This window comes from Lunatibacter salilacus (assembly GCF_009797935.1).
Lineage (GTDB): Bacteria > Bacteroidota > Bacteroidia > Cytophagales > Cyclobacteriaceae > Lunatibacter > Lunatibacter salilacus.
Genome location: NZ_VOLC01000003.1, coordinates 98,807 through 122,533 on the forward strand (window position 1 = coordinate 98,807; position 23,727 = coordinate 122,533).

Sequence of the window (23,727 nt, forward strand, 5' to 3'; positions counted from 1 at the left end):
CGTTGTCAATATATTGGTTATAATTCAAAAATCATACTATTTTGTAAACCAATTTAAAAAAAGATAAAAATCTTTTTTTCATGAAGAGTGGTCACCTCATTATTTGGATGGGAAAAATATAGAAATTTTATCGATTTATCCACGAAGAAATCAACCTGTCTCCGACAGGAACAAGCGACGGTTTGCTTTCATCTTTTTATCCGGGTCACCTTGAATGGCGCAAGTGTCAATTTGTTGTTTTCACTAATTTTCAAAGATAATAAGGAAGTACTTCCTCAAGCTTTACTTCTGTTTATCGATCCGATCGGAAATTGTCCTGAGTAGGGATTGGTCATTCGGAGCATCACCTAAAAGTTGCCAAATCATGATTCCACCAGCTTTGCTCGACAGGGCAAAATCTACCTTTTGTGTGATGGTTCCTATGCCATTATAATATAAGGTGCCACCTTCATCGAATGAAATTTCATCCAGGTCTGCGTCATTGGGGTAGGACTCCAAAATCCGCCTGTAGGTCATACTGCCGGGAGCACCCGGTCCGAAACCATACCCATAAAAAGGTAACCCAATCAAGAGCTTTTCCGCGGGGACACCCCTCTCGGTATGGAAATAGTTGAAATCATCCACGACCATCTCATAAGGTGCATGCTGCCCGGGTCTGGAAAGGTTCCACGGCCCAGTTTTGTCGTAGGACATCACGTTTATTAGATCAAAATAGGAGAGCGTCTGATCTGAAATTTTGTGGGCGTTCCAACTGGCTAAGGCCGCAGTCATCTTTTTGCCTGTAGGACGGATTGCTTCATAAAGATCACTGATAAATGGGGCATAATGGTCATTGATCAGGTCGTTTTCCAAATCCACATCGACTCCATCAAAGCTATTATTTTCCATAAACAACTTGATTTCGGAGATAAAATGTCCCCTGTTCTCAGGACGAATCAAATTTTCCATATGGGGAGGAGGACTGCCTCCACCAATGGAGAAAAAGACTTCTACATTAGCTGCTTTTATTTGGGCAATAGCATTAGTCAAGTCCTCGGATCCGGAGAAGCTGCCCGATTCATCGGGATGGATAAAGGCCAAGTTGATGGAAGTAAGGTGATCTAAGTCTACCTGCGCGAGACCTGACGACCAATTTTCGGGACTGAACAAATAACCAAGCACCCGAAAATTTTCCTGTTTTTCCGGTTTCTCATCCTGGCAGGAGTAGGACTGTAAGAGGAGGATTAGGGAAAGAAATAATAATTTAATTCTAGACATAGGGATAGTTTTATTGAAAACCGACAGAATGAAATTGGAAATCAGTCTAAACTTAGCGACTTTTTGGAGGAAAATTATTTATTTCAGTTGAAAAATATGAGACTAGCCTCCTGAAATAAAAATCCTTTACTTAATATCTTCGGTTTTAGTTTGGTTGTCGGCCATTGCAAATGGCTATTTGATGATTTCTCCCCTCAATCCGATTTTGATAAAAAGATGTAGTGGCTACTACACCTATTGTTTTTTCCGCTATCTTATTCTATACTGAAATCCTATCCGTATATATCTGGAATTGGCCGATTCGCTTGGGGTATGGGATGCTTCAGGGTAATTCGTCAAGCCATGTGAATACCCCACGGACAAACCCACCTTACCTAGGTAATTGACAACCTCTATCCTTGGCCGAAAATCTATTTTAGGGCCATTGGTTCTATATGTATGGTTCAATTCTAAGCTTTGAATGGTATAGTCGTAGATGTTTTGACTTCTTAATCCTATTCCAAGGTCTGGACCTATCAAAACAGTGCTTTTTATTCTGGGGATAAGATTAAAACTCCTTCCAATCGAAGGAAAGAAATTCAGAAAACTAGTTCTAAAGACATGTTTGCCCTCATCCGTATTGTCACTTCCCGCATACCCACTAACAGATCGAATGTGTTGTCTACTTGCAAGGGTCTCGCCACTTACCTCTATCCCAAATACCATTCGGCCTGCCGTCGTCTTTTGAACGCTTATTCCCAAGCAAGCCATAGGAAACAGCCCCAAGATTGCCATACGGTGTACTTGTGTAGTGTGGGATAGTTGCTACATCAGATAATATTAGCCTAGTACTTGATCCCATACCTTCTCCCTTGTGAAAAAAATAGCCACTATTTGCATGAACTGAAACCCGTGTTTCCTGGGAAAATCCGGGGGAATTCAAACAAAAAATCAGTACTACTACTAGGTATAAATTATTGATCTTGGGTCTAGGTTTTTTTAAGAATTAAAGATCGTACTATTATCCAGACGCTCTCGGTGTACAAAACGCTACACCGGGATTTGCTTTCACAAAAAAATATTCAAATCCATACAGTGTAAACCGGAATTGCAATGGGTCGGAGGGAAGTTTTTTCTTGGCCATTGCAAATGCCTTTTTGATGATTCTCCATCATATAAATTACAGATAAAAAGGCGTCGTGGATACTACACCTCGCGGAAGTGCTGGAAAAACCCTTTACTGGGCTAAAGCAGCAAATACCCGCTTACTATCTTGCCCACCCTGGGAATCAATAACCTTTAGGGTATTCCATCCTTCCTTAAAATGAACAGGTAGGCTATGGCTCTTGTTCGTAGTACCCAAAAAATGATCGTCCAAGTACCAATAGATGGATTCATCGGCCTGGTTGTGGCCTACACGGCAGAGTACCGCCTGCGTTTTTCCGTCAAAATCCCTTGGAAGAAAGACGTTCGCATCCAAGTTCGGATAAATGATGCTCACTGCCTGTTCTGCCCGGTAGGCAGGACAATCCGGAAAATGGGCAACTAAGGGAGCTATGTATTGCCCTTTTAATCTTAGGTAATAAGCGATGTCTGGCGGATATACTGTGGCAGATTCCCGAACATTTCCCGGACCATCCCAACAGCGGGAGCAAGTTTGATGCTTATGGTTATGAGAGAAATACCGGAACTGATGGTATTCGCAACTTTTTAGAGGTTTCATACCACGGGGTACTTCCTTGATAGTTGATTCAGGACAGGCCTCAGATGCTCTAAAGCCTGATAAGGAACAAATGCGCTGAGTTTTAAAATGCATTTCCTTTTTCTCAAACCAGCCTTCTTTTTTCGGCATGGCTTGAAGAATATCAAACAGAATAGGTCCGGCCGTACCCGCCCCGCTTAGGTTTTTGTTGCTTTCCCCGTTAAAGTTGCCTACCCAAACAGCAATGGTGACATCAGGATTAACCCCGATTGCCCAGGCATCCTTGTGGCCGTAACTGGTGCCTGTCTTCCAAGCAAAATTCCTTGAACCCGAAAAACTCTCCCAGAAATACTCACTACCGGGACGTTTGAGTTCTTTCAGCATTTCCAGCGTCAGAAAGCTGCTTCCCGGGCTGATAAGTTGAGAGGTGCTTGTTGGCTTCTCACTAGGAAGAAGGTAGTTGTCGGTAAATAATCCTTCATTGGCCAATCCACGATATAGCCTAACCATATCCCAAAGCGATACTTCAGCCCCACCCAAGATAAGGGGCAGCCCGTAATCGTCTGCTGTTCTGAAAAGTGAGCCCACTCCTGCGGCTTTCAAAAATCCGTAAAACTGAAACAGACCATAGCTGTTCAACAGTCTTACCGCGGGAATATTTAGTGATTGGATTAAGGCATCTTTTGCAGTGGCTACACCTTGGTATTCCCTGCTGGCATTTTTTGGCGAAAATCCCTCAAAGTAAGTGGGCAAATCCCGGATATAACTATCAGGTGTTATCAACCCCTCATCCATACTTAGCGCATAGAGAAAGGGTTTAAGAATGGATCCGCTCGACCGTGCAGCCATCACACCATTTACCTGACCGCCATGTTGGGTATCAAAAAAATCAGGGGAACCCACATAGGCTTTTATGGCACCGCTTTTTGTGTCGGCAATAAGTATGGAAAGGTTATGTATCCCATAAGGAGCCAATCGGCGGGCGTACCGATTAGCAATTTGGTTGACCTGTTTTTGGAGCGATCCGGCTAAAGTTGTCTGAAGTATCCGTTGCTCGGGAAATGCTTTTTTGAGAAATTGGGCCAGATGTGGAGTTTTGGAAGTTATTCTAAGAAATCCCTCCGGAACAGGTTCCAGCTTGGCCAATTCCGCTGCTTGATCATCCAATTGGCCCTTCTCTAAAAGTTTTGTTAGTAGCCTATCCCGTTTTTCCTTTAGCGCGGAAGAAGTTTTGGAAGGATAAATTAAACCAGGGGCATTTGGAAGCACGGCTAAGGTAGCCGCCTCACTCCAAGTAAGTTCACGAGCTTCTTTCCCAAAAAACATGCGGGCAGCCGTTTGGTATCCGACTACATTGCCTCCATAGGGAGCATGGTCTAAATAAAGGCGCAGTAGTTCTTCTTTTGAATAATGTAAGCTCAATTTGACAGCAAACAATGCCTCTAAGAGTTTATTCAAATAGGTGCGGGGCTTTGGTCGGGACATGCGGGCTACCTGCATGGGGATGGTACTCGCACCGCTGACCGTTTTTCCGGAAATAAAGTTTTGGTAGACCGCCCGGCCAAGAGCAGGAACATCCACCCCTAGGTGCCTGTAATATCCTTCGTCCTCAAAGGTGAGGACGGCCTGCTTTAGTTTTTCATTTAAAGCGACCTCTTCCGGAGGAAAATGCCACTGTTCCCGGTCGCTTAAGAATGCATGCAGGATATCACCGTCATTTGCCTTTACCAACGTACTATAATCATCAGGAAACAATATGTCTGCCGGCGGGATAGCTAGGTATAGCCCCAGCATCCCCACCAGAAATATGCCTACGCTAAGCCCCGTCGGTAGCTTACTTAAACGCTTCCACATGGACTTTTCTTCCATCGGTTTTGGCTTTATAGTCGTTGTTGTACATGGCTTCGAGAAAAGTTCCCGGTAGCCAGAAATCTCCTGCGGAAACCGCATTAATCTTTAGGATAAATTCCTTGGTTTCGGTTCCGGTCAAATCAAAAAACCACATCGCCCTGTCATCCCGAATATCCAAATAGTCTTCTTTATTTAGGTTTAGACTGTTGGTCCAGTCAGGAAGCAATGTGTTGTTGATCCGGGTATTTTCGATTTGCCAACCAGATGGGAGAAGTTGTGTTAGTGCGATTTCAGTTACTGAACTTGCCGGACCAGTATTTTTTGCCCGGAATTTTCCATAGATAGTCTGTCCCTGAGTGAGGGAAGCAGGATTGATCCCTTTACCACTTTCATCGTGCCAACTGACTTCCAAGCTTAGGTTTTGTTGAATTGCGGGTCTTATATCTTTTAAGGGAACTCCACTAAATGACAAGCTGGCGTAGACTTCGTCCACGGCGGAGTTATTGCTTAGGCTTACCTGTATGGGTTGGTTGAAATTTTCTCGGATAGGAAAGCTTACTTTCCCCTTTTCATTGAAATCCAATTTACTCCCATTGGCCAAAGTAACGCTTCCGCTTATGATTTGCGAGCCGGAAGTAATGATCCCTGCCGCATCGAAATACCTGCCCAATGCAAGCAACATATATCCGGCACTTTGTGTGCTGAGGTATTCCTTGCCTGACAGGGTGGAGGCCAGCGATTTGGCCAACAGCTCCGCTTGATCCATTTGATCCATCAGCGTAGCTCCGTAAAGACGGATGGCATCATCCCGGTGGACCGACGCAAAATCGTAGGAAAAGGGATCATAGGTTTTGGTAACCGACATGGAGGAAGAAAGAATTCGATCCCGCACATTTCCAGCACCTGCCAGGTGGTAGGCAGTTGCCAACATGGTTTTTTCCGTGCGGTCCATTTTGTCCAACTCATTTTCCAACAGCAAGTTCATCTCAGCAACTGGCTGCTCTCCCGCTAGCGCAAGGATAAATGCCCTGTTCACTCGGGTGGTTAACTTCCCGCTGTGTTGGCGGACACCGGATTTTAGTCTATCTATGGCTCCATTGTATAGAAAATCCGGAATGGAATAACCCATTTTTTTGGCTTCGACCAGAAAGTGTACCGCATAGTTTGTTCCCCACTCCGATTCTTCGGATTCTCCCGGCCAATAGGAGAAACCCCCATCGGAAAGATTGAATTGTTGCAATTTCAAAATGCCTGCATTTATATTTTTATCGATTTCGGCGGCATCTGATCCGGCAAAATAACCCATTTTCTTTAAAAATAGTTGGGGGAAAACTGCGGAGGTTACTTGTTCCAAACACCCATAGGGATAGTCAATAAGCCATTTGATCCTGTGGTCAAAGTCCATGTCCGGGAAAATACTAAGCGTCAGTTGGGCTGTATTCGTTCCCGTTAATCCTATCGCTGGAATTTGGAGGGAAAGGGGACTGGTTTTATTTAGTTTCTCTGTTTGCTGATCATAGATTCGGGGTGATGCGGGAACCACCTGGATATTGGTCGTGGATTTCGCCGAAAAGGTCCCAGCCTGTGCACTTAGAGTTATTTGAGCAGGACCAGCCGCTTCTTTTACCCGAACCTTAAATGAAATAGTAGATTCATCACTCTGCGAAAAACTAACTTGAGATGTAGTATTTCCTATTATTTCAAGAGGTCCGGTGGTTTGCAATGTGAAATTGGCGGTGGATATCGTTGGGTTGGTTTTGAATAAAGCCACAGGTAGCAAAAACTCATCGCCGGGTTTTAACGTCCGTGGAATCCCCGGCTGCATGATTAGATCAGATTTTACAGTGACGGTTTTTTCCGCATGCCCAAAGCTTGCCTGCTGGGTGCCAACGACCATAATGCGAACCGCACCGTTATAGTTGGGCATATTGAATTTCACCGTAGCCCTTCCTTGATCGTCTGTAGTTATCGGTCCGCTAAACATACTCACGGGAATAAAACGCTGCTGACCGTTTATCGGATCCAGTTGGGATTCCCTATAGTCCAACCCGTCAGCACCACCGATGGAGAAGGTCTGGAACACATCTGCTTTATTGGCACTGATGACATGGGAAAAGACATCGAAACTTTCCACAAAAAGCCCAACTTTTTTATAAAACTCATTCCATGGTCTTGGCGTGGCAAACTGAGTCAGGCTTAAAAGCCCTTCATCCACCACGGCAATGGTAAATTGCGCCCTTTTTTGGTTGGCGGTACTTACACGTACCTCAAAAGGTTCATTGGGAGCAAGGGTCTCTTTCACAGACAGGTTAAACTGAATTTTGGTGTCGGGATCCTCCAGCATAATGGGTATGATGCCAAACATGCGGATGGGTCTGTCGTTGACGGTCTGATCATGTGGCTGAATAACGGATACAGTGACATAAACGTTAGGCAGCATAGACTTGTCAAGAGGAATATCCAAGATTAGCTCATCCCCGTCCTCAGAGGTGGGATCTACCCAAAACCAGTTTAACATCTGACGACCTTTTTCTACTGTTACCAAAATATTCCCATGTCTGGGATTTGGAAGTTTGATTTTGGCTGTTTCTTTGGAAGTGTAGGTGGATTTGTCGGATTTTAATGCAAGCGTACCCTCATTAAGATCCCCTCCCGGCACACTGCCATACGGATAGGCACTAAAGAAAAAGGAGCTGCTGTGTCCAGTGCTGCCGTCACTAACTTCAATAAGATACTCCCCGTTTTCCGCTGGGGTAAACGGAACAAAGGCGGTTCCGTTCTGAACATCAACCGTTCCCTCTGTTTCAAAATAGGTTTGGCTGTCCTCTTTGTATTTAAGCTGATAGGTTCTCCGGTTGTCGTATTGGTACCACCACATTTTGTCGTTGCGGTAAATCCGGTAGGTAAGTTGTCTGCCGCTCACCTTTTTGCCCTGCAAGTCTAAAAGAATTACCGGGAATTTGGCTTCCTCATTGGTTTTAAAATACCCATAGCCGCTCGGATCGCTGATCCCCACATAGCGGTCATAAGGGTTGATGTCAACGACGTTCCATCCCTCATTGGGTTGTCCAGTTTTATCCAAAACTTTGGCAATAAGCTTTCCCTTCAATGCTGAAGGTATCGTTCCTAAAGCAGGTATGGTCCAACTGCCGCTAAGATTCCCCTCTTGGTCCAAGTCGCCTTTCATCACCTGTTGGGTAATGGAGGTAAACTCCAAGTCAGCTCGGGAAAAGAAATAGGTGGAGTAGGCAGGAAATTTCACGGTGTAAGGATGGATCTCAATGTCTACCTCAGCTTTAAGTGCAGAGGCTGGCGCCCCAAAGAGGTAATTGACATTGAGGTCAAAATCCACAGTCAAATCCGATCGGCTTAATTGGCGTTTCGTAGGTTTTACCTGTACCTTGAGCTGTTCGGCAACCACAGTCTCTATTTTTAAGTCTTGATAAAAATGTGAGCCTCCGGCATTGATATAGATATTATAATTCCCTGTAGGCGCATTTTCCGCTGTTTTAAAGGCAAAGACATAAAGTCCGTCAGACCCTTTTACAGTCGTATGCTCATAAATGGGGTTGTATTGGGGATCGTTAACGGTGATACTTACTGGGTGGTCCTTGGGAAAGGTATTGTTGGCGTTTTTGACCATCAAGCTTACGTGAACGGAGTCGCCAGGCCGATAAACACCCCGCTCTGTGTAGATAAAACCTTTGGTTCCATTGCCATATTCTCCCACACCTCCTACGTCAAAGCCTGAACTGCTCCAGCGCATTTCACCTCTGTTAAGAAGGGTGGTTTGTTTGCCACTTTCAGCCATCACATAATAAAAATATTGGTTGGAAGTAAATACCGCCGTACCCTGCCTATCTGTTGTGCCAGACTGTTTGACTTCTCCGCTGTAATCTAACATGGTGACTTTGACCCCAGCTTTCGGTTTGCCGGTTATGATGTCCGTGACAAATACCCTATTCTGTTTATCCGCAGCTTTTACCGTAATGGCAAGGTCGCTGAGAAAAACCGGTTTGTAGATTTGGCCTTTTTCCTGAATATGGGGGAGCAAGTCGCCTACGATTGGTACAGCGGCATCCTCGGGGGTAAAGTTAACCCGCACCAAAAACAGGCCGTCATCGTAGGTTTCAAAGAGATCCGAAAGATCAAACTCCTGCAGGACCCATTGGTTTTTGGGTGCTTTCAGTTCAAGGGATTGGTTCTTGACAATGACCCCCACGCTTCCGGCATACTGATCTGAAAAATCACGATTGCGGTTTTTTGTGCTATGAAGCTGGGACGTTTGGGCAAATTTTCCGATATGGGAGGTGTAGACCTTTTTGACCTCCAAGTGTACTCTGTTGAGGTTTGTGGTATAGAACTGAATTTTCTTTTTATTGGAGGTAGGCAAAATAATCCCATCCGCACCGAATTCAAGCTGGGGTGGGATATTGGCAAAGGTTAACTTGTGGCTGGTTTCTTTCTCCGTTTTATTTCCCCAGCGGTTGCCAATCCCCTTCATTACGGTTAGCGTATAGGTCTCCCCAAATTTAAACCCACCATCCAAAATGACCGTACTTCCCAGTTTTTTCGCCTCATATTCCACCGCTGGTGTTACCCGGATAAGGCCGTCAAGGGTTTGGTCGATGTCAAGTTCATCCGAGAAATTAATTCGAATTCGGGGAGATTTCCCAGATTCATCGGCAATAAACGCCGTGGGTGACATGTTTTTGATTGGATATATTGTAAATCCTTCGGAGAAGTCATCTTCCAAGTCCAAAGGCTTTTTGCTGATCTGAAGGGATAGTTGCTGCTCTTTTTCTGACCGGACTATATCGCCTGTAGCAAACTGAAAGTTCCGTTCATCGACTTGGCTCCAAGTTAGTGTAATGTCTTTGTTACCTTGAATTTGAGTTGCTTTTTTGAGATTTTCAAGGGAAGTTTTTTCGGAAAAGGATAGAGAACCACTATAATAAACGATGGCTGGATCGTTTCGATCTTTTAGCGTTACGGTGCCTGTGAAGGACGAAATTTCCCTGCCGAGCACTTTAAACTGAAACACCAAGTCTTCCAGTTGTTCTTCCTTGTAGCGGGGATCCAACTTCTGCATCTGCAAGGTGCCGGTAATTACGGTGCGGGTAGGTAAGTAGCCCTCCGGTTGGAAGGTCAGAATTTGCGGACTTGTCCAGACGGCTTTACCTGCTATTTTTGGGGAAAAGGTAAAGACATCGGGTGGGGAACTGTTCACCCGATCATCTTCGACCATGGATTGGTTGAATATAACTTGGATCAGATCACTCTGCTGAATTTCCCCGCTGGTCACAAAACTGATTTCCCGTGCCATCGCCTCGGAATAAACCGGGTCAAGCAGAGGTTGATCCGGTTTTTTTTGACAGGCATATAAGGAAAGTAGAAAAACAAAAAAAATAGACTGATGAGATTTGAGCCAGGATTTCATGGTGTTCAGATGTTTGTGGAATGTGATAAAAAACGATTTCTTTTTAAAGAATTAATAAAATAGTAGGCTTGGAAAGCGGTGCTTTTTAATCTTTAATCCTGATCATGTCAAGTGCTCTAATTACTCGGAAAATGTACTGATTTTTCCGCTAAAAAATGCTGATTTTCCGGCTTTTTTAATGTGCGATGTCTTGGGGTGGTTTTGCATACGATTTAGGATCACCAATTTCCCGATTCCTCTTCCATATTTTCTTGGGGTATCTATTCTCCAACCAGAATCTGTCGCTCTACTTCTTCTAGACGCTTATTATATGACTCTTCCGTAAAAGGCTCACCTTCGGCGGTATAACCAACTATTATTTTATCTTTCACTAGCTTAATAACTTTCATCCTTCCTTATTTTATGACCCCTTTGGAATTCTGATAAAATCACCGACAACTTAACACTATTTTCGCGTCCTCTCCGTGGATAGGCCGGATATAGTCGCGGACACGTGAAGAACCTGCTTGGCTTACTTCTTTTTCCTCCGCCTTCTGGCAGCTAAAAAATAAGCAAGCTAAAAGTAACCATACGATTCATGAGGTCTTTTTTTCTGTCGGCAATGTGTCTTTATTCATAATTCCTGCCTCCAAAGATAATAAATAAAAGATATTAACATCCTTTTTTTATCATCGAAAAAACGCGTTTTTACAAACCCCTGAACGCCGGAGGCTCTATGCCATTCGCCCGGATATAAGCCACTGCAGCGCCTATATGATGTGTCGCGTTGTCATCTATAAGTCCAACCATTTGCCTTACATAAATTCGTACATGGTGGTTTGCGCGTGGCTTGTGCTTACAGCGAAAAGAGCGAGTATAGTAAGCCCGATGCGTGGTATAAATGATGTTGTTGTTTTCATATAGAAAGGGTTTGCTTAGTTTCGTTAGAGTTCGGAAAAAGGGATTCGGAAAGCAATAGGGGAGAGGGGGGCGTGTTAAATTTGAATATCTAATTTACCTCTCCAACCTTGAATCAGTATGGGTACTTCTGATCGTCCACGAACTGGAATAGAAAGTATACGAAAAAACAAAACAGTTTGACGAAGATGGAGAATGCTAGATCGCAACTTGTTGTTAAATTAGGATTAATAAAAAACCAAAAATTTTTATTAAGTGGCTTTTTAAGTAAGGAAAGGCGATACTATTTTTAGGCAGCCGGTGAAAGTGTAACGATTCCGACTTTCCGGCTGCCGGTTTTTTTTTATGTTTTACGAAATGGAGTTTTTGGATCAGGTGACAGGACCCGGGAGCGGTAACTAAGCCTACATCCCCACCTGTACTGTAGCGTTCCATCGGTTGACCGACCGTATCCGGCAAAGGGAAGCCTTCCGGCTCGAAAGGAGGCTTCCTGTACCCGATAAAAAAATGTCCTCAACATTCCGAGCGCACATGGTGCAGGCATACGGAGGACCCGATCGCTGGAAAAGCAAACCGCTGAACAATTGATCCCTTAAAATTGGATTTTCTAATCCAAAAAATACTGCTTCAGACCAAAACCGCTCATCAGATACCCAGGCAGAAACCTGCTTTTCAGTTGGCAGGTTTCCACAAGAAGGCAATCAGCAACCAACGGGGTACTGGCCTTACAGAGCGATTCAAAATAGCATTCAGACTAGGATATTCAAGCCGTCAGTATACTATAGTTGGGGCTACCTCAATTCATTTTCACCAAATCTTCTCCATATCTTTCTTATCAAATGCTTTTTCAACATTTACAAAATAAGAACTGAATTTATTCGAGAGCATTAAGGGATCTTTTGTGAACACTTTGGAAAGAAGTGATAGCGGGAATAGAATTAGGTAGAAAATAATGCCTAGCAATACCGACGGGATGATATAACTGAGAATATGGGCAAGTTTCATCCAAGCCCATTCTATTTTATTACTGAATGAATTTGATACTATACCAATTAATCCTACGACCAGTGATACTATCACAGTCCATTGCCATGAAAATATCAGATAAAGGATTAAAAATCCCATAGAGATAACCAACATTGTTGTTTTTGATGTGTTTTTTTTCATAAAACCCCCGAATTTAAAAAAGTGTGTAAATGAATGGAGCAATGGCGCTGCCGCCACCGAACACGATTAATATACCTAGCAATAATAGCACAATTATCACAGGGGCTAACCAGAATTTTTTTCGGTCTTTCATAAAGAACCATAAGTCTTTTAAAATTTCCATAAATACTTCTTTTGTTTTTATTTTGATAAATAATCAATTAATATGTTTGCAACAAACTCATGACCGTACTCGTCCCAATGTGCGTCCAGTTCAGAATTGAATTTTCTGCCATTTTTAACAAAGTCTTCTTTCATAGGGTCAGTCAAATCAATATACTCGGCATTATATTTCTGACATATTTTTCTCATCATATCATGCATCCACCATAGTTTACTATTTTCTAATGTATTATTGTAGATTGAAAAGCGAGGTGCATCAAAGACAAAAATAACTCTTTTTTCAAAATTCTCTTCAATAATTGTTTTAACCAAATAATCGGTTGATTTCTGTATCAAATCCTGTTTATCCTTCACTTGTACCGGATTTATGTTACCTTCAAATTCATTATCTCTTCCGCCAGCAATAATTTGCTGTCTGAGATTGGAAACATTAAGATTCCCATATAAGTATCTAAAAAATGCGCTTTTATATAAAACTCTTTTCCATAAAGTGAATTGTGCGGTAGAATAATTTGGTTTTGGAGTGGTTTCTGAAAAAATATCTTCAGATTCGTTGTAAGATAATTGAAGAAAATAGTGCCGGTCGGGATGCAGCTCGTAAATACTTTCTTCAAAATCATTGTGAACCATATTGAAAATCAAGATGTCCGGATTCAAATGTTTATTAACATATCTGCTAAGGTGTAAATATTGTGACAGTGATGCACCACTTTTCCCAAAGGCAAAAACTTCATATTCAGGGTAAAGCTCATTTCGGAGCAGATAAGGATATTTTTTATCAACATCAACCATAAAAGCCTCGATATATGAATCACCAATTACTGATATCAACTTTTTATCTTGTACGGGATAATAGTCTATAGAATAATTCCAATTCATGTTATTAATTCGCCATTTGGCCTTTATTTCAGCAAACTTCCCAATAGTAACATATCCTGATTCCCTGGAACTTTCAAACGAATACATTTTTTCATCATCGTAAAAATAACCACCTGGTTGATCTGAAGCAGGAATAACGAATCTAAAAAACAATTCCAGGATGAGAAATAAAACTAATAGCGTGGGCAATGAAACTAAAAGTATATTTCTTAATACTAGTAATACCTTTTTCATAACAAGTACTTATTTAATCCAGCTTAAATTTAACCATCCATTTTTCTCTGTTTTCCCAATCAGGTTGTTCTGTCTTTCTCAAGAAAAAATTGTTAACCACAAGGTAGTCCATTTCTGTACGCATAAAGCATTTATAAGCGTCTTCAGGCGTGCAAACGATTGGTTCGCCACGGACATTGAAGCTAGTGTTAACAACAATGCCGTAACCGGTTTTCTCTTTGAACGTATTGATCAGTTGCCAATACCTGGGGTTTGTTTCCTTGTGTACTGTTTGGACACGTGCCGTAAAGTCCAGATGTGTGATTGATTGAACATCACTTCTCTCATAGTAAAGCCTTTCCCAGAGGTCTAGTTCGTTAAAATCGTCAGGCAATATATTTCGTCGCTCTTGATTTACATCAGCAATCAACAACATATAGGGAGATGCTACCGTTAAGTCAAAAAACTCGTTTGAGTTTTCAATCAGAACTGATGGTGCAAAAGGGCGGAAACCTTCCCTGTATTTTATTTTCAGATTTAACTTCTTCTGCATTTCCCTGTTCCTTGCATCACCCAATATACTTCTGTTTCCTAGAGCCCTTGGCCCAAACTCCATTCTGCCCTGAAACCATCCGACAACATTACCTTTATCCATCAAATCAGATACTTCAGAACATAATGCCTCAAACGACTCAAGGTAATGATAAACGGCTTTATTTTTTTTGAAGGAGATAACAGTTTCTTTATCCGAATAATCAGGACCAAGATAGGAGCCTTTCATAGAATCACCAATCAACGGGGATTCACGTTTTTGGTTGAAATACATATAATGGGCAATCTGAGCCGCTCCCAAAGCGCCACCGGCATCGCCCGAAGCAGGCTGAATATAAATGTCTTTAAAGATTTTCTCTTTAAGAAGTTTGCCGTTTGCCACACAGTTTAAAGCAACCCCCCCCGACATGCACAAGTATTCTGATCCGGTTATTTTTTTGGCCTCCTTTGCCATTTTTATTACAATTTCTTCAGTAACGTTTTGGATGGCATAAGCAAGGTTGCAATGTTTCTGCTCTATCTTTCCGTCAGGCTGTACAGCAGGAAAACCGAAAAGTTTTTTCCACTTGGATTCGTCAACCATTTTCAGCCCTGTGGCATAATTAAAGTATTTTTGATTCAGCCAAATTGATCCATCATCTTTGACAGTAACAATTTCCTCTTTAATCAGTCTTATGAAATTTTTGGTTTGCTCTGCCTGTGGATTGCCGTAGGGCGCCAATCCCATGAGTTTGTATTCTCCCGAATTCACCCTGAAACCAAGATAATAAGTAAATGCAGAATAAAGCAGTCCGACAGAGTGTGGAAACCGCATCTCCTTAAGCAAAGATATTTTATTTTCTTTACCGTGAGAAATGGTAGCTGTAGCCCACTCACCCACACCATCTATGGTGAGTATTGCCGCTTCTTTGAAAGGTGATGGGTAAAATGCACTTGCCGCATGCGACAAATGATGCTCGGGAAACAAAAGCTTCAGCTTCTTTTTATCATACTTCTCTATCTCATCTAGACCATCATACAACATTTTTTTGAGAAACAATTTTTCTTTGAGCCACACCGGGATTGATACAATAAACTGTCGCAGTCCTCTCGGAGCAAAGGCATAATAAGTTTCGAGCAACCTCTCAAATTTCAAAAGAGGCTTGTCGTAAAACACTACTGCATCCAGTTCATCAATACTGCATCCTGAATGTTCAAGGCAGTATTTGACTGCATTGACAGGGAAGTCAGGGGTATGCTTGTTCCTGGTAAATCTTTCCTCCTGAGCAGCTGCAACAATTTCACCATCAATTATTATTGCAGCCGCTGAATCATGGTAAAACGCTGAAAGGCCTAATATTTTTATCATTTCTTCTCTTAAATATGTTACTATTTCTTTTTCATTATGACACTCAACTTGGGGTTACTTAAAATTTTAATTTTCCAATTAGCAATATGTAGTTGTCCTGTGACCAGTTAGTTGATATTATTGAAGTTAAGTAATTGATTCTTTGTGGAAAGTATTTCTATTCTTTTTTTCTTGCGACTTAATCATCTGGTTTCGGCAGAAGGCAAGTTTTTTTTGGCACTCCTGTAATCCATTTCGCACCAAAAACTTTTGTGCATTTGCCTGCCATCCGATCCCCCGGAAATAACCGATTTGTTGCATGGTCCGGCTTGATGATTGCCAGAAATGATTTAAAGAATTTTATGTTCACGTCTATAATCTAAAAAACCCAATCTAAATATACAGTAAAAATACCATTTCACCAACGATTGGTTTGGGATAACGTTAAGAAAGAGGAGAAAACCTTTAATACGAGGGTTCCACAGAACAAGCTGATTATGTTGAATAATAAGAAAACAGCCTCAATGAGACGGTTTTTATACCAAAAAAACACATATTTTGTCTTACCGTTTTGTCTACAAGAAATAAAAACAATAATGTCATTCTTTACATCCAACAGTGGACAACATCCTATTTCCCCTCTAGAAATCGCTCCAATCTTGACATCATTTCCTCATTCAACGTTAGCATCCGATTGCCTGCTTACTTGAGTGTCAATCTAGATGCCACAGTAAGCAGGTTTTTTAAGCAATCGAAATTTTTTGGCAAAAATTAATTTGAAAGATACTTGCTTTGGAGATTTGGAACCATCAAATTCTCGAATGGAGTACTTTTGGATAAATGGAAAAAAACACCCTTTGCGTGAGAGGAAGCTATCGTTAGAAAATGATCTATTGCTTTACCTTGAATACTTGGAAATATGGCGTATCGGCAAAACCGCAGCCACCAGAAAACAAACTCCCATAGAAACCAACAGCCAATAAACAACTTTGCCTAAGTCCATAATTTCTATGGGATAATGAATTGTGTTTAGAATAATAAATTATCGTCTTTAATACCAATGTATATCCAACACATAAAATAAGCGATACGGTTTGGATTTGCAATAAGGCCTATTTTTCAGTATCGTTGTCTTTGCCGTTTCCGTTTTGCAATCCCCGTAGCTTATACCCTAGTCGGGCAAAAAGCAGACGCTTGGCATCGCCATTTTTAGGGATGGGGAGCTTGAAAAAGGGATCATCTTTGGCTGTAGCCACTTTGCGCGGCAATACCACGTGATTGTCCTTGATCTGGATCACATGTTCTAAGCTGAAGACATGCTTGCGTCCCAATTGGTGGTAATCCTTCAATAGATAAAGGTGGTCGTGGTAGAAGTTTTTCAGCCCCGGGGAAGTGAAGTGAATAGGTGCCACGGAATCTTCGGTATATGCGCGCATAAGCTTGTCATCTGCCTCTAGTAGCACTAGGCTTTTTATCGGTATAGCCGTTATTTCGCCATGGGAGGTCGTGATGAAAATGCTCTTGTTCTGAATGGAGTTTTTGAGTGGAGGCATGTTCTCCACCTTATTGCGTTGGTAATTGAAGATAGAAGCCAACTCTATTTTTTCAAACAACCTATTAATATCCACTGGCTTTGGAATGAAATCAAAAGGCATCATCCACTTGGCAATGTTAAAGCCGAGATGTTTAGGGAGCCCGGATAGAAAAATTGTAGGTATTGGATGAGCCTGATTGAGGTATTGGCCCAGGCGGATTCCCGCATCTAGGTCGTCTCCAAGAGCGATGTCCAACAGCGCTATATCAGGATGGGTTTCGTTGACCAAATCAATCGCTTCCATGTAGCTGTCTACAGGGCCGATTATTTCGAGCAGAGTGGATTTAAAGTGTTCCCGGATTTCTTCCGCAATGTCTTCTCCGATAAAGGGGTCATCTTCTACGATTAATATTTTCATGTTAGGGTTGATTAGGATTAATTATGTGTCGTTTTATAGCCTTCATGGGAAACTGAAGTTGATGCCTGGTGCCGCCCTCGCTTGAGGTAGTAATGGAGCCCTTGAGCTCACGAAGAAACAATTCATTCAGCCTGGTACCGGTTCCAGCATGGGACTTTTCAGAAATACCTTTACCATTGTCCATGTAATCTAAAATAAGGGAGGCTGTTTCTTGGTAGATCCGGATGCTGATAAGCCCTTGATCTTGGCTTTCAAAGCCGTATTTCAGGCTATTGGTAATCCATTCGTTTAGGATGATGGCCGTGGAAATAACCTGATCCACAGGTAGAAAAAGCAAGGGATCACAGCTAAATTCAATCTGAATGTGTCTCATTTCCAGCTGGAGGGCCTGTCGCTGATGGTCGATCAGGCTCTCGATAAATTCCTCTAGTTGCACTTCCTTTTCATTTTCCACCCCGATCAAATGACGTTCCAATGAAGCTGCGGTTACCAAAATTCGGGAAGCATGCAGAAGTTTTGCTCTGACCTCCTCATCGGTAATTTTTCTTGCAATTGAATTTAAAATACCATTGGTGCGGGCCAGGCTGTTACTTGTGCGGTGCCGAAGCTCATCCTGCTGCCCTTTAATGATGGTATTCTGATGCCTTATATACTCCGACTGCCTTTTTTGCACCCGAAGGTTTCGGCTTGTGGCGATGGCAAATGCAAGAGCTAAAAGTCCGATAATTCCAAGGAGTATACTGGTGTTTTTGAATTGAGTACTTTGTACTTCCAAAAGGTTTGCACGGGTGACTACCTGTTCGTTTTCAAACTCTTTTTCCCGGAGTAGGTACATATTCCCTAATTCCTGTACTTTAAATTTTTCCTTCAGGTAAAGTTCTGTTTTGAGGTTGTCAAATTCCTTGTAAGTGCTTAAACCCTTTTCAAATTGTGCAGTTTGTTCGTAAAGCTTTATCCGCAACTCTAATGCTTCAACTAGATAATCTTTGCTATTTATTCCTCTGAGTATGTGAAAAGCCGAGTCCAGATAGGCTTCACTTTGGATATACCGTTTTTTTCTGAGCGCGTAATCTGCCAGGTTTTTGAAACTGATGGCCAAGCCTTCTTTGTCGTTTAGTAGCTGATGCAGCTGGTAGGATTCTTCCAAATAAGGAAGGGCCTCCTCTTCCCTTCCCAAATTGATTAGATTGACAGCTATATTATTCAGCGTGCTTACTAATTGAACTGGTTCATTTTTGTTTTTTTTTATGTTTAAGGCTATATTATTGTAATATAGAGCAGAATCATAAAGTTTTAAATTATCATAGCAGACGGCGATATTTGTCAGTATTTTGCCGAGGCTGGTAGAGTCTCCTAATGCTACCCAGATAGTTTGTGCTTCTTTTAACACCCTAAGCCCCTGATCCAAATTGTTCAATTGCTGATAGTGCAATCCCATTGAATTGTAAATTTCAGCTTCTATACTCGCATATTTTAATTTGCCCTTAACCAATTGTAGTGCATCATAGTATTTGTCCAGCGCTAATGCATGCAACCCCAAATGCTGGTAATTATACCCCACACTACGGATGAAACGGGCAGAACGAAGGGTATCCCGCATTTGAAGCGCAATGTCTGCCGCATACGAGTAGTAAGTCAGGCTTTGTTCAAACTGACTTGCCTGGTTATGGGCATAACCAAGGTCTGCAAGGATTCTGCGACGATCTGAAGAGTCCTTGGCCATCTGAAGCGATTGCAAAAGCAGGGGTACCGCCGCCTCAAAGGCGTTATTGTCAAAAAGTTCCTCTATTTCGGATGCTAGGCGGTCAACGCTGCTTTGACCAAACCCTTTGGATTTGGCAGTCAAGCCTACAACTATGAAAAAAAGGCCGTAAATGCAATATGTAAGCCGATCGGTCATCGTCTTATAGTTTATTTTTTGCTTTTCATATACGAATTTAATTATATTTTATAAAAGATAAAAAAAACCTATATTGTCCAAATTTAATACGGAAGCCTACGAACGTTTATTGACGAAAATCATCAGGCATGTAGGAACCTTTCGAATCCCCATGTAAACGTCAATAACCCGGTATACGGTTTGGATAATTGGATCTATCTGTCCCACATATGTCATATCGGTGCAAGAAAGTAGACAATTATTTACCCCGGTTGGTATGACTACAAGTTTCAGTGGTATTACCGCCTACACGGGAGGTCTTTTTCCAGAGCCCTTTGGCAAGAAAGCCGTGTTTACAGCTGAGTCGGTTAGTAATTTGGTACATGTGGATTTGACTAATGTGAAGGGGATGATCCTTTCCGAAACTTCCTCGGCAATAAATCTACAAATTTCTCCAGGGGTAGAAAAAGAATTGAACAGAAAGGAAATCAAGTCCTTGTCCCTAATGCCCCCTTTGGCTGGTGAACTAACGCTACAGGAAATGTCTGATCTGATCGCCTTTATTAAACAGGTTGGCTAGATGTGTTTCAGGTAACAGGCCAAAATTTGGTCATAGTTGATGGGTTGATAGGTGGAAGGTTTTTTAGGGCAGAAAAATTTTTTCGTCAACATCAACCAATATCTAATATCAGTAAATATCAATTCCCCAATATTTCTGCCGTAGGCCTTATTTCTACCTAATTTCCACCATATTTCATTTTCATCCCTCACCGCTGCCAAAACATAACCGAGATGTGCGTTCCAATCCTGGGGGCTCCTCTTCACTATACCCCAGGCTTCTGGTTTCCACCCGTTGGGGCTTGGAATTTGCATAATTCATAATCAACCCATCGACCCATCGTCCAATCAACCAATCAACCCATCAACTATCAACTCATAATTCATAAATCAACCCTCGGTTTTTCAATAATCTCATAAAATACCTACCTTGTGTCAACACATCAAATCAAGCAGTGCTATGGAACCCATTAACCGCAGAAAATTTTTGAAAACTAACGCTGTATTAGGCGCAGGTGCCGTTGCCGGACTTACTTCATTTGGTACCCTTTCGCATGTTGTCAGTGACATTGAAACGCCAGCACTTCTAGGTGGTACACCTATTCGCACTGCTGCCTGGCCAAAATGGCCCCGTTGGGATTCTGAAAAAGACGAGGAGTTGATTCTTAAGGTGTTGCGAAGCGGCGTATGGTCTAGGGATAAGGTGGTGGAGGAGTTTGAAACCAAATGGGCGGAAACTCTGGGCGTGAAAAGATGTCTTACGGTGGTCAACGGGACAAATGCCATTATAGCGGCGTTGGTACAGTCCAAAATCGGGGGAGGGGATGAGGTGATTGTTTCTTCCTATACCTTTATTGCCACCATTGTTGCCATTTTACAGACAGGTGCCATGCCCGTATTTGTGGATTCCGATCCGGATACCTTCCAGTTGGATGCCACGAAAATAGAAGCCAAAATCACGTCACGTACCAGGGCCATACTGCCCGTCCATATCTTGGGATTGCCTGCGGATATGGGTAAAATCATGAAAATTGCCAACACGCACAACCTCATTGTAGTGGAAGATGCCTGTCAGGCTTGGTTGGCGGAATTCAATCATCAAAAAGCGGGAACCATAGGCCATGCGGGTTGTTTCAGTTTTCAGAATTCCAAAAATCTCCCGATGGGAGAGGGGGGAGCTATTGTCAGCAATGATGACGAGTTTATGGACCGCTGTTTTTCTTATCATTCCTACGGCTTCCCTTATGGCAATATTGGCGCAACCAATGTAAGTGCTGTTCTGGCGGGTACCAAGTTACGCCTGTCGGAATACCAAGCAGCCATTGGACTTACCCAGCTAACTCGACTCCATGCCGAGACGGATTTGAGGAGTGAAAATGCCGCTTATCTGAGAAGTAAAATTGAACCCATTCCAGGAATAAGTCCCTACGTACTCTACCCGGGGGTGACTAAAGCCTCATTTCACCTTTTTCCGTTTCGGTACCATAGTGAGGCGTTTAAGGGGCTGCCTAGGGCTGTCTTTTTGAAGGCACTGCAGGCGGAGGGTATTTCCTGTTCAAGTGGATATGTTCCGCTAAATGATAAACTCTATTTGAAGGATGCCTTTGATTCCAAAAACTACCGCAAGATGTACAAGAAGAAGGATTTGGACTTTGAGGCATTTATCGCAAAGAACCAATGTCCCCAAACAGATCTTTTGTGTAATGAGACCGGTGTGTGGCTTTCTCAGAATATGCTGCTTGGTAGTAAAAAAGACATGGATGACATCGCCAACGCCATCCAGAAAATTCACGATAATGCGGAAAAACTTCTGGAGGTAACCGCTTAATTTAATTTATCAACAATTGAAAAATCAACCAAACGCCCAATTGAAAGCCAAGGCTTTTTATTCAGGATTTCCCCATGCCCATGACACGTATTTGGCCCTAAGTAGGGGTAGTGATGGGAAAATTTATTATATCCTTTCCTCAGAGATACCTGATGAGGGTGGTAAGTTTTATGTTTTTGACCCAACTAATGATGAGATTACCCTCTTGGCTGACCTTACAGATGCCTGCGGTGAAAAGGACCTAAATGCGATCGCCCAGGGAAAGAGTCATGTGGAGTTTTATGAAGCCGATGGGAAACTTTATTTCGCTACCCATGTCGGATATTATGAAATGATCGATGGCATGGAACGCTTGCCGGAAAATGCTCCGGATGGGTTAGCACTTTATCCCGGTGGACATTTTTTATCATACGATATCCAAAATGGCAAAATAAAAGATTTGGGAATCATGCCACATGGAGAAGGGGTTTTGAGTATGGCAATGGATGTGCTTCGAAAGCAGATTTTGGCGATTTCATGGCCTTCCGGCTATTTGGTACACTTGGATGTGAATACTGGAAAAGTTCAAAATATGGGACTTATTTCCCATAAAGGAGAGGCAGGAAAAGTCGGCAATGATTATCGGGTTCTTTGCCGCTCTCTGTTAAATGATCCTTCTACTGGAAAATTCTACTTTTCAACTTCTGAGGGAGATATTTACTGCTTTGATCCGCAACCGGAAGGGTCTTTTTATAAATTAAAAGACGTTAACCTGCGGTTGGATTATTTTGGACAATACGACCCTACCCAACCTGGAAGCATGGGTTACAACTGGAGGAAAGTTATATGGAACGAGAAGGAGGGGGTTGCCTATGGCGTTCATGGCAATTCGGGGTATCTATTTAAGTTTGACCCGCAAAACCAGAGTTTGGAGCTGGTAGAGCGGCTGACATCCCTGCCTTCCAGAAAGTCCGGCATGTTTGACCAGTTTTCGTATGGTTACCTCGGATTCCAACTTGGACCGGATGGAGAGACAATCTATTACCTGACGGGTGGCCCAATTTATCAAGAAGGAAAGCGACTCGTAGGCGAAAAGCAAATAGCAAAGGGAGGAGCCAAAGGGCTGGAAAGCCTTCACCTAATCACGTATCATATCCCAAGTGGGAGTTCTACCGACCATGGCCCCATTTTCTATCCCGACGGGAGTATTCCCACCTATGTGAATTCCATTGCCATTGATTTTCAGGGAAAAGTGTATGCATTGGCCCGGATGCAATCTGAATTCGGAGAAATCCAGGATTTGATTCAGATATCGGCGGATTAAACCATATGAGACCGTAAGCGTAACTTAACCACCAATTCAAAAAATAATTCTGAACCACATAAGATATATAAGGGCATATGAGGTTAAACGTCAATGGTTAATGGTTAATTATCAATTTATAATTCATGACCCATAATCAACCCATCAACTTAATAACTCATATCTAGAAAAAGGAAATGCAGAACCGGACAGAATCGGGTTTTGGCGGGAAAGGAACGGGCCCCAGAACCATCCCCGCGGCCAAAACACAATCGAGATATTTGTACTTAATCTAGGGCTCCGCTACGCTACACCCTAGGCTACGTTATTTCGCCCCTTCAGGGCTGTTTCCAATAATCCAGTAACCGATAACCCAATACGACTTGGCTCGCAATCTTTATTTCTTAATTCGAAATTCTTAATATCAATCAATATCCAAGATCCACCCAAATCCTCCCCAAATATTTCGGCCGACAGGCCATATATCTACTATACCCTGAACCGCTTCGCTCCTCAGGGTCTACGCTACGCTTCGATTTCCACCATATTTCAACCTACTTAATATCAACCAATATCTAATCCCGGAAAAACCGGGACAAGTTATCCACTAATATCAATTCCCCAATATTTCGCAGCAGGCATATTTCCACTTTATTTCAGCCGTAGGCTATATTTCCCCTTTATTTCAAATATGATCAAACCAAAATAACTGTTTTAACTTTTTTAAGCATTCTAAAATTAAAAAAATCAGTTAATATTTGTTTTCCCTTTTTTAATTTTTGAAATTAATCGCCGAAACAAC

Annotated in this window: 15 protein-coding genes; 3 read left to right on the top strand and 12 right to left on the bottom strand. The window is 42.3% G+C overall.

All coding sequences use genetic code 11. The annotated features are described in order from the left end of the window. Positions 1–282: 282 nt before the first annotated feature. The 11 genes from FQ608_RS05490 to FQ608_RS05530 form a co-directional block, all read right to left on the bottom strand. Positions 283–1,257, bottom strand: a complete 975-nt coding sequence (locus tag FQ608_RS05490; protein WP_158856821.1) for a glycosyl hydrolase family 18 protein — start codon at positions 1,255–1,257, stop codon at positions 283–285. A gap of 249 nt (positions 1,258–1,506) precedes the next feature. Next, positions 1,507–2,031, bottom strand: coding sequence for a hypothetical protein (locus FQ608_RS05495; protein WP_158856822.1), 525 nt, complete (start codon positions 2,029–2,031; stop codon positions 1,507–1,509). A 442-nt stretch (positions 2,032–2,473) separates the two neighbouring features. After that, the gene (gene pbpC, locus FQ608_RS05500) at positions 2,474–4,807 is read right to left on the bottom strand and encodes a penicillin-binding protein 1C (RefSeq protein ID WP_158856823.1); all 2,334 of its coding nucleotides are present in this window, start codon (positions 4,805–4,807) and stop codon (positions 2,474–2,476) included. After that, on the bottom strand, positions 4,773–10,229 hold the full coding sequence (locus tag FQ608_RS05505; protein WP_158856824.1) for an alpha-2-macroglobulin family protein: 5,457 nt from the start codon (positions 10,227–10,229) through the stop codon (positions 4,773–4,775). The genes pbpC and FQ608_RS05505 overlap by 35 nt, the downstream gene beginning before the upstream one ends. Positions 10,230–10,489: 260 nt before the next feature. Further along, positions 10,490–10,618: a hypothetical protein gene (locus FQ608_RS27740; protein WP_262885472.1), complete on the bottom strand. Its 129-nt coding sequence runs from the start codon at positions 10,616–10,618 to the stop codon at positions 10,490–10,492. A 1,315-nt stretch (positions 10,619–11,933) separates the two neighbouring features. After that, positions 11,934–12,293, bottom strand: coding sequence for a hypothetical protein (locus FQ608_RS05510; RefSeq protein ID WP_158856825.1), 360 nt, complete (start codon positions 12,291–12,293; stop codon positions 11,934–11,936). 13 nt (positions 12,294–12,306) lie between these two features. Beyond that, positions 12,307–12,456, bottom strand: coding sequence for a DUF5989 family protein (locus FQ608_RS27425; RefSeq protein WP_262885473.1), 150 nt, complete (start codon positions 12,454–12,456; stop codon positions 12,307–12,309). Between the two features lie 17 nt (positions 12,457–12,473). Further along, positions 12,474–13,568: an SGNH/GDSL hydrolase family protein gene (locus tag FQ608_RS05515; RefSeq protein ID WP_158856826.1), complete on the bottom strand. Its 1,095-nt coding sequence runs from the start codon at positions 13,566–13,568 to the stop codon at positions 12,474–12,476. Positions 13,569–13,581: 13 nt separating this feature from the next. Beyond that, positions 13,582–15,447 (bottom strand): carbamoyltransferase family protein, encoded by a 1,866-nt coding sequence (locus FQ608_RS05520; protein ID WP_317168893.1) that lies wholly within the window; start codon positions 15,445–15,447, stop codon positions 13,582–13,584. A 1,091-nt stretch (positions 15,448–16,538) separates the two neighbouring features. Next, positions 16,539–17,378, bottom strand: a complete 840-nt coding sequence (locus tag FQ608_RS05525; RefSeq protein WP_158856827.1) for a response regulator — start codon at positions 17,376–17,378, stop codon at positions 16,539–16,541. Between the two features lies 1 nt (position 17,379). After that, a complete protein-coding gene (locus FQ608_RS05530) occupies positions 17,380–19,278 on the bottom strand; it encodes a tetratricopeptide repeat-containing sensor histidine kinase (RefSeq protein WP_158856828.1) in 1,899 nt (632 codons plus the stop codon). A gap of 256 nt (positions 19,279–19,534) precedes the next feature. Between FQ608_RS05530 and FQ608_RS05535 the strand changes: the two genes are divergently transcribed. Next, entirely contained in the window at positions 19,535–19,837 is a 303-nt protein-coding gene (locus tag FQ608_RS05535; protein ID WP_158856829.1) for a hypothetical protein, read from the top strand. Here FQ608_RS05535 and FQ608_RS05540 read toward each other — a convergent pair. Then, positions 19,834–20,130 carry a hypothetical protein gene (locus FQ608_RS05540; RefSeq protein WP_158856830.1) on the bottom strand — a complete coding sequence of 99 codons (297 nt, stop codon included), beginning with the start codon at positions 20,128–20,130 and terminating at the stop codon, positions 19,834–19,836. The two genes, FQ608_RS05535 and FQ608_RS05540, sit on opposite strands and share 4 nt — an antisense overlap. A 145-nt stretch (positions 20,131–20,275) precedes the next feature. Between FQ608_RS05540 and FQ608_RS05545 the strand changes: the two genes are divergently transcribed. Together FQ608_RS05545 and FQ608_RS05550 are read left to right on the top strand one after the other, a co-directional pair. After that, positions 20,276–21,643 (top strand): DegT/DnrJ/EryC1/StrS family aminotransferase, encoded by a 1,368-nt coding sequence (locus tag FQ608_RS05545; RefSeq protein WP_158856831.1) that lies wholly within the window; start codon positions 20,276–20,278, stop codon positions 21,641–21,643. A gap of 16 nt (positions 21,644–21,659) precedes the next feature. Continuing rightward, positions 21,660–22,946, top strand: coding sequence for a hypothetical protein (locus tag FQ608_RS05550; RefSeq protein WP_158856832.1), 1,287 nt, complete (start codon positions 21,660–21,662; stop codon positions 22,944–22,946). Positions 22,947–23,727: the final 781 nt, after the last annotated feature.